Annotated in this window: 7 protein-coding genes, 1 tRNA gene and 1 pseudogene; 4 read left to right on the top strand and 5 right to left on the bottom strand. The window is 72.4% G+C overall.

Translation table 11 applies throughout. The annotated features are described in order from the left end of the window. Positions 1-1,039: pseudogene (locus tag AC1RSK_RS18230) on the bottom strand (hypothetical protein); the annotation flags it as partial. A 241-nt stretch (positions 1,040-1,280) separates the two neighbouring features. Between AC1RSK_RS18230 and AC1RSK_RS18225 the strand changes: the two are divergent. The 3 genes from AC1RSK_RS18225 to AC1RSK_RS18215 all read left to right on the top strand — a co-directional run bounded on the left by AC1RSK_RS18225 (position 1,281) and on the right by AC1RSK_RS18215 (position 2,828). After that, positions 1,281-2,024, top strand: coding sequence for a DUF6065 family protein (locus tag AC1RSK_RS18225; RefSeq protein WP_492909031.1), 744 nt, complete (start codon positions 1,281-1,283; stop codon positions 2,022-2,024). Positions 2,025-2,267: 243 nt separating this feature from the next. Continuing rightward, a tRNA-Gly gene (locus AC1RSK_RS18220) sits at positions 2,268-2,342 on the top strand. Positions 2,343-2,465: 123 nt separating this feature from the next. Beyond that, positions 2,466-2,828, top strand: a complete 363-nt coding sequence (locus tag AC1RSK_RS18215) for a hypothetical protein (RefSeq protein WP_492909029.1) — start codon at positions 2,466-2,468, stop codon at positions 2,826-2,828. 7 nt (positions 2,829-2,835) lie between these two features. Here AC1RSK_RS18215 and AC1RSK_RS18210 read toward each other — a convergent pair whose 3' ends face one another. The 4 genes from AC1RSK_RS18210 to tsaD all read right to left on the bottom strand — a co-directional run bounded on the left by AC1RSK_RS18210 (position 2,836) and on the right by tsaD (position 5,770). Then, positions 2,836-3,210 (bottom strand): Rieske (2Fe-2S) protein, encoded by a 375-nt coding sequence (locus AC1RSK_RS18210; protein WP_492909030.1) that lies wholly within the window; start codon positions 3,208-3,210, stop codon positions 2,836-2,838. After that, positions 3,180-3,464 (bottom strand): YciI family protein, encoded by a 285-nt coding sequence (locus AC1RSK_RS18205; RefSeq protein WP_492909028.1) that lies wholly within the window; start codon positions 3,462-3,464, stop codon positions 3,180-3,182. Before AC1RSK_RS18205 ends, AC1RSK_RS18210 begins: the two co-directional genes overlap by 31 nt. Positions 3,465-3,686: 222 nt before the next feature. Further along, positions 3,687-4,688 (bottom strand): NAD(P)H-dependent glycerol-3-phosphate dehydrogenase, encoded by a 1,002-nt coding sequence (locus AC1RSK_RS18200; protein WP_492909027.1) that lies wholly within the window; start codon positions 4,686-4,688, stop codon positions 3,687-3,689. Then, complete coding sequence (tsaD, locus tag AC1RSK_RS18195; RefSeq protein ID WP_492909026.1) at positions 4,685-5,770, bottom strand: tRNA (adenosine(37)-N6)-threonylcarbamoyltransferase complex transferase subunit TsaD; 1,086 nt, start codon at positions 5,768-5,770, stop codon at positions 4,685-4,687. The genes AC1RSK_RS18200 and tsaD overlap by 4 nt, the downstream gene beginning before the upstream one ends. 73 nt (positions 5,771-5,843) lie before the next feature. Between tsaD and hemC the strand changes: the two genes are divergently transcribed. After that, on the top strand, positions 5,844-6,797 hold the full coding sequence (hemC, locus tag AC1RSK_RS18190; RefSeq protein WP_492909025.1) for a hydroxymethylbilane synthase: 954 nt from the start codon (positions 5,844-5,846) through the stop codon (positions 6,795-6,797). Positions 6,798-6,897: the final 100 nt, after the last annotated feature.

Below are 6,897 nucleotides of genomic sequence, written 5' to 3'. Positions count from 1 at the left end.
CCTTAGGGGCAGGGGCGGCCTTCGCGGCCGGCGGTTGGGCGGCCGGCGGTTGAACGGCCGGCGCCGGCGCCGGGGCGGTGGAGTCCTGGGCGGGCCGCAGGTCGGTCGGGGCCGGGGGCGTCGGCTCGGCGGCGACCGGCGGCAGGGCGGCGGGCGCCGTCTGCGGGACCGGGGCCGGAACGATGGCGGGAGCGTCGGGGTCCTTGCGCAACAGCAGGCCGACCACGACGGCGCCGACCGCCAGCACCACCGCGCCGCCGGCCAGCAGCGGCAGCAGGCCGATGGCCGGCTTCTTTTTTGCAGCGACGGCCGGACGGACCGGCATGAAAGCGGACTCGGCCGGGGCGACGGGCGACGGCTCGGTCGCGACCGGCGGCGGACGGCGGACGGGCTCGGCGACGGGGTCCCGGGCGACGGGCGCATCGGCGATCGGTATGGGCGCGGCGGGCCCGCGCACCATGCGTTCAGGCCTCGGGGCAGGCTCCGGCGCGGGGGCGGGGCGGGCGGCGCGGAAGGATTGCGGGGCGGGACGCGGCGCCTCGTCCCGGGGGGCCGACAGCGGCGAGGCGGCCGGCATGGCCTTGAAGGCCGGCCGCGGCGGCGTCTGGCCGCCGAGGCCGAGGGCCCGCAGGGCGGCGGGGTCCATGTCCCGGTCCAGCGAGATCGGCCCAGCCGTCGGCACCACGCCGGTCGGCCGGCTGGGCGCCCAGGGGCGGGGGTTGGCGACCGGGACGGCCGAGCCGGTCAGGATGCTGCTCTCGCGCGGCGGCGCCGGCGGCGGGGCGGCCGGCTCGGGGGCGCGGCGCAGGGTCGGCGGGGCCATGGTCGGCACGGCGCTGGTCTGCATGCGCGGCTTGGGGGGCGGGGCCTTGGGCAGGGGCCCCATGGTCAGCGCCACGCCGCGCGAGCGCGCCCAGCTGCCCGGCGCACGGTCCCCGTCGCCGGCCGGCGGCTGGGCAGGCGTCGCGGCCGGAGCAGCCCCGGCTTCGGTTTTGGGGGGCTCTTGCGGCGTCTGGTCGTCTGTATCGGCGGGCGTCATCGAAATCCTTGAGCCACCTTAACAGGCGGCCGTATCTGGCTGTGGTCTCTGGCGGCGATCGACCTTGGCCGATTTCCACCTGTGGGGTCCAGTCTGGCGCCGGAATTCGCCGCAACCAAGGCGCCCGGATCAAGCTGTTCCTTAGCGCCGATGCATCGGCCTGCATCGCGCCGCCTCTTGCGAAAACCCGGAGGGGGCGCGAGAGGATAGAGCCATGAGTGACGACCTGATCAAGCCGCCCCTGATCCTGGAATGCTATCCGACCAACGAGCGGCCGCCGGACATCGTGCCCGGCCGCCCGCAGCGGGCCTGGATGGACGCCTTCGCCGAGCGCCATCCCTACCGCTGCCTGCCGCTGACCATGGCCAACACCACCGGCTGGGAGGTGCTCAACCCCGTGGGCTTTACCGCAGAATGGAACGGCGGGGCGCACCAGGACTGCATCACCTTCACCCCCGACCAGCAGCACCCCTCGTTCCACGACCTGGTCAAGAGCCACTTCTCGCGCGGCATCATCACCTTCCACACCGGCTATCTGTTCCGCACGCCGCCGGGCTGGTCGATGTGGTGCGCCGGGCCGCCGAACCACATCAAGGACGGGGTGCAGCCGCTGACCGGCCTGGTCGAGACCGACTGGCTGCCCTTCCCCTTCACCATGAACTGGATGTTCACCCGCCCAGGCCGCATCCGTTTCGAGAAGGGCGAGCCCTTCTGCTTCATCACCCTGATGCCGGACCAGGCCCTGCAGCAGACCCAGCCGATCACCAAGAGCCTCAACAAGAACCCCGACCTGCGCGACCAGTACGAGGCCTGGTACAAGTCGCGCTCGGAGTTCAACGCCAAGCTGGCCAAGCAGGACCCCGAGACCATGCGCGAGGCCTGGCAGCGGTTCTATTTCCGCGGCGAGCTGCCGGAAGAGACCGGCCCGGCCCCGGCCAAGCACGTCAACAAGCGCCGCCTCAAGGCCCCGAAAATGGGATTTTAGCCGGGGACTGCTTGCCCGCCGAGCCAGCCATGCCGGCTCGGACGCTGTTTTCTCCCGGGCTAGCTGTCCCCGATATTCCACCGTCGGCGGTCCGTCGGGGACAGGTTGTCCGCCTTCCGCCGGCTCCTCTTTCGGCTTGAAAAGCGGGTTCGGACAACCAGTCCCCAAACCTGCTTGCAAAGGTTTGCGCCCTCTGCCATAAGCCGCGCTCTCGAATTCGGGCGACGCAAGTCGCCCTGGAGTGCGGGCGTAGCTCAGGGGTAGAGCACAACCTTGCCAAGGTTGGGGTCGGGCGTTCGAATCGCCTCGCCCGCTCCATTCGAGACCCTCGCAAAGGGCGGCCTTCGGGCCGCCCTTTGTCGTTTCAGGCCATGAATCCGGAACTCCCGCCCCAGCCCCCCGTTGTCAGCGGCTGGGACTGAAACTTTAGGGAATTCAATCATGGTCGACCGAGTCGTCGAACGCACGGACGGTGTCACCACCGAACGTGAAACCACCCGCGACACCGCATCGCCGGTTTATGTCGAAAAGAGCGGCGGCGGCGGCATGGGCGCGGTGCTGATCGGCATCGGCGTGCTGGCGCTGGTCGCCATCGTCGCCTTCTTCCTGGTGAACCAGAACAACAACGACGCCCTGCGCACCGAAGCGGTCACCGACGCGGCGGCAAACGTCTCGCAGTCGGCCGCCGACGCCGCCGGCAACGTCTCCGGCGCCGCCAACCGGGCCGCCGACGCGGTGACCCCGCCGGCCGTTCCGGCCCCCGCCCCGGCTCCGGCTCCCGAGCCCGCGCCGCCGTCGAACTAGGCTCGAACTAGGCGGTGACGATCACCCCGTCCCGCACCGCCACCGGCCAGGCCTCCAGCGCCTGGCCGGCGCAGGGTCCGGCCGTGCAGACGCCGTCCTCAATGCGGAACAGGGCCCCGTGGCCGGCGCAGAGCAGCCGGTCTTTTTGCCGGGTCAGATAGTTGTCCATGATCGCCAGCGGCCAGCCGGCGTGCGGGCAGACATCGACATAGCCGTGGAGCTGGCCGCCCTTGCGGACCACGAAGCCGGCGAACAGGGCCTCGCCCTGGCGAAAGCGGAAGCCCTTGGCGCCGGGATCGTCGATGCCCTCGATCGGACAGAGGGGCGTCCCCGCCGGCGGTCTGGCGGGACTCAGGCCAGCCCCCCGACCGTGACACGCCAGGGCCGCACGGTGCTGGTCTCGAACAGGCCGGCCAGTTTGTAGGGGTCGGCGTCGTGGAAGGCCTGGGCGGCGGCGAGGCTGTCGGCTTCGACGATCAGCATCGAGCCAGCCATGTCGTCGCCGTTCAGGAACGGCCCGCCCAGCTTCACCACGCCCGGATGGCCGGCGACATAGGCCAGATGCGCCTCGCGCGTCGCCAGCCGGATCGGCAGGCCGCCCTCGCGGTCGAGCCAGGAAATGACGAACAGGGCCATGGGGGTACTCCGATGAGATTCGGCGGCCCTTATACGCTCCAACGCTCTCCCCCATGAAATGGGGGAGTGGCTTTGGCGAGCGCTGCAAGCGAGCCAAACCGAGGGGGCCCCCACCGCCGGTTCAGAACTAGAACCTTCAACCGCCGGCGCCGCCCCGCCTCCTGGTCCGTCGCTCACGCTCCGAACCGTCCTCCGCCCCCTCGCGGGGGCGGAGAGCGAAACCTACCGTTCCGCCTTCAACGGCCGCGACAGCAGCCCCAAAATCGCTTCATCGACCCCGACTTCGCCGGCCAGGATGGCGGCGACGGCGGCGCAGATCGGCATTTCGACGCCCTTGCTGGCCGCCAGGTCGCGCACGGCGGGGGCCGAGGCGACGCCTTCGGCCACCGACAGCTTGCCGGCCAGGGCGTCTTCCAGGGTCATGCCGCCGCCCAGAGCCAGGCCGACGCTCATGTTGCGCGACTGCGGGCTGGAACAGGTCAGCACCAGGTCGCCGAGGCCGCAGAGGCCGGCCACCGTCTCGGCCTCGCCGCCCAGCGCCTCGGCCATGCGGGTCATCTCCGCGAACCCCCGCGTGATCAGGGCGGCGTGGGCGCTGCGGCCCAGGCCCTTGCCCTCGACGATGCCGCAGGCGATGGCCAGGACGTTCTTGATCGCCCCGCCGGCCTCGGCCCCGATCATGTCGCTGGCCAGGTAGGGGCGGAAGGTCGGGGTGGCGAGGGCGGCGGCCAGCGCCCGGCCCAGCGCCTCGTCGGGACAGGCCAGGGTAACCGCCGTCGGCAGGCCGCGCGACACCTCGCCGGCGAAGCTGGGGCCCGACAGCACGGCGGGGACGCAGTCCGGCAGGGTCTCGGCCAGCACCTGGGTCATCAGCTTCAGGCTGCCCTGCTCGACCCCCTTGCTGCACAGCAGGACCGGCAGGCCGGGTCTGGCATGGGGGGCGAACTCGGTCAGGGCCGAGCGCAGGAACTGGGCCGGCGCGACGGCCAGCACCAGGTCGGCGCCGGCCAGATCCGCCATGTCGGGGGTGGCGGCGATGGCGTCGTCGAGTTTTACCCCGGGCAGGAACAGGCCGTTCTCGCGGGTCTCGCGGATCTGGCGCACGGCCTCGGCCTCGCGGATCTGCAGGCAGACGGTGAGGCCGGCGCGGGCCGCCACCTGGGCCAGGGCCGTGCCCCAGGCGCCGCCGCCGATCACCGCCGCTCGCTTCAGGCCAGAACTCATGATTTGGCGCCTTTGCGGCCGGGGATGTGCATCGGATTGCTCGAGGCCGCCGCCTGGTCGAGGGGCCAGCGCGGGCGGGCGACGGCGTCCAGGCCATCGCTGAGGCCCAGCTGCAGCCGCTCGGCCCCGGCCAGGGCGATCATGGCGGCGTTGTCGGTGCAGTAGGCCAGCGGCGGGGCGGTGAAGGAGAAGCCGTGGCCCTCGGCCGCCGCCTGCAGCCGGGCCCGCACATGCCGGTTGGCCGCCACCCCGCCGGCGACGACGAAGCGAAGGCCGCTGCCATGCCGTTCGGCATAGGCCCGCATGGCCCGCTCGGAGCGTTCGGTCAGCTGGCGGGCGATGGCTTCCTGGACGCTGGCGGCGAGGTCGCGCTGGTCTTCCGGGGCGGTCACCTTCTCGGCCATCCGCGCCGCCGCCGTCTTCAGCCCCGAGAAGGAGAAGTCGCAGTCCTCGCGGCCCAGCAGCGAGCGCGGCAGGGGAAAGCGCCCCGCGTCGCCGCCCTGCGCCAGTTTCTCCAGGGCCGGGCCGCCGGGATAGGGCAGGCCCATGGCCTTGGCGATCTTGTCGAAGGCCTCGCCGGCCGCGTCGTCGATGGTCGAGCCGAGGCGTTTGCAGGCGCCCACGCCCTCGACCTCCAGCAACTGGCAATGGCCGCCGCTGACCAGCAGCAGCAGGAAGGGATAGGGGATGTCGGCCCCCAGCCGGGCTGAGACCGCATGGCCCTCCAGATGGTTGACCGCCACCAGCGGCAGGTTTCGGGCCAGGGCCACCGCCTTGCCGAACGACAGGCCGACCATCACCCCGCCGACCAGGCCCGGCCCGGCGGTGGCGGCGACGCCGCTGAGATCGCCGTAGGTTACGCCGGCCTCGACCATGGCGCGCCCTGCAATCCCGTCGATGCTCTCAACATGGGCCCGGGCGGCGATCTCCGGCACCACGCCGCCGAACGGGGCGTGCTCGGCGATCTGGCTGGCGATCACCGAGGACAGCACCTCGGCCCGGCCATCGGCGTGCAGACGCACCACCGAGGCGGCGGTCTCGTCGCAGCTGGTTTCGAGGCCAAGGACGGTCTGCGGGGTCATACGTATTTGCGGTTCCGGGGCCGCTCCTGTAGCAGCCGTCCATTGATTGAACGCCCGAGGTAGCCCTCCCGCCATGTCGCCGCAACCTGTCGTCCGGATCGGCACCCGCGCCTCCAAGCTGGCGCTGGCCCAGTCGCGCATGATGCAGCTGCGCATCGCCACGGCGCTTGGAGCCCCTGACCGGGCCGACGAGGTGGCGCCGCTGGTCCAGATCACCACCACCGGCGACCGTATCCAGGATCGCCGGCTGCTGGAGGTGGGGGGCAAGGCGCTGTTCACCAAGGAGATCGAGGAGGCGCTGCTCGACGGCCGCGTCGACGCCGCCGTCCATTCGATGAAGGACGTGCCGGCCGAGATGCCGCCGGGCCTCGTCATCGCCGCCATCCCCGAACGCGAGGACGTCCGCGACGCCTTCGTCAGCGAGCAATGGGAGACGCTGGAGAGCCTGCCGCAAGGCGCGCGCCTGGGCACCGCCTCCCTGCGCCGCGCCGCCCAGTGCCTGGCCGCCCGGCCGGACCTGGAGATCGTCATGCTGCGCGGCAACGTCGACACCCGGCTGGCCAAGCTGGCGCGCGGCGAGGCCGACGCCATCCTGCTGGCCGCCTCGGGGCTCAACCGGCTGGGCCTGGGCAGTGTGGTGAAGAGCTTCCTCGACCCGGTCGCCAACCCGCCGGCCCCCGGCCAGGGGGCCCTGGCCATCCAGACCCGCGAGGCCGATGTCGGCGCCGACTGGCTGGCCGCCGTGCGCGACGAGGCCACCGTCATCGCCGTCGCCGCCGAGCGCGGCGCCCTGGCCGCCCTGGAAGGCAGCTGCCGCACCGCCATCGGCGCCCACGCCCGCCTCGAAGGCGGCCACCTGACCCTGATCGTCGAGGCCCTGACCCCGGATGGCGCGATGCGCTTCCGCCGCGAGGGCGGGATCATGCTGCCGGACGTGGGCGCCGAGGCCGCGGCCCAGGCGCTGGGCCGGGAGCTGGGCGACGCGGTCCGCCTCGAAGGCGGCGACGCCATCGTCCTGCACGACTAGGGCCAATAGACATTCCGTGTGCTCTGAGCACGCCGTCATCCCGGCCGTGTGCTCTGAGCACGCCGTCATCCCGGCCGTAGCGTAGCGGAGAGCCGGGGCC

The organism is Caulobacter sp. GW821-FHT11A05 (assembly GCF_058809015.1).
The sequence above is the reverse complement of the archived record's forward strand: the minus strand, read 5'-3'. Positions and strand labels throughout refer to the sequence as shown.

What these genes read in the sequence shown, in the direction of transcription:
- hemC (WP_492909025.1), top strand. Translation starts at nt 5,844, where the DNA reads ATGTCGCCGCAACCTGTCGTCCGGATCGGCACCCGCGCCTCCAAGCTG.
- AC1RSK_RS18215 (WP_492909029.1), top strand. Translation starts at nt 2,466, where the DNA reads ATGGTCGACCGAGTCGTCGAACGCACGGACGGTGTCACCACCGAACGT.
- tsaD (WP_492909026.1), bottom strand. Translation starts at nt 5,770, where the DNA reads ATGACCCCGCAGACCGTCCTTGGCCTCGAAACCAGCTGCGACGAGACC.
- AC1RSK_RS18200 (WP_492909027.1), bottom strand. Translation starts at nt 4,688, where the DNA reads ATGAGTTCTGGCCTGAAGCGAGCGGCGGTGATCGGCGGCGGCGCCTGG.
- AC1RSK_RS18205 (WP_492909028.1), bottom strand. Translation starts at nt 3,464, where the DNA reads ATGGCCCTGTTCGTCATTTCCTGGCTCGACCGCGAGGGCGGCCTGCCG.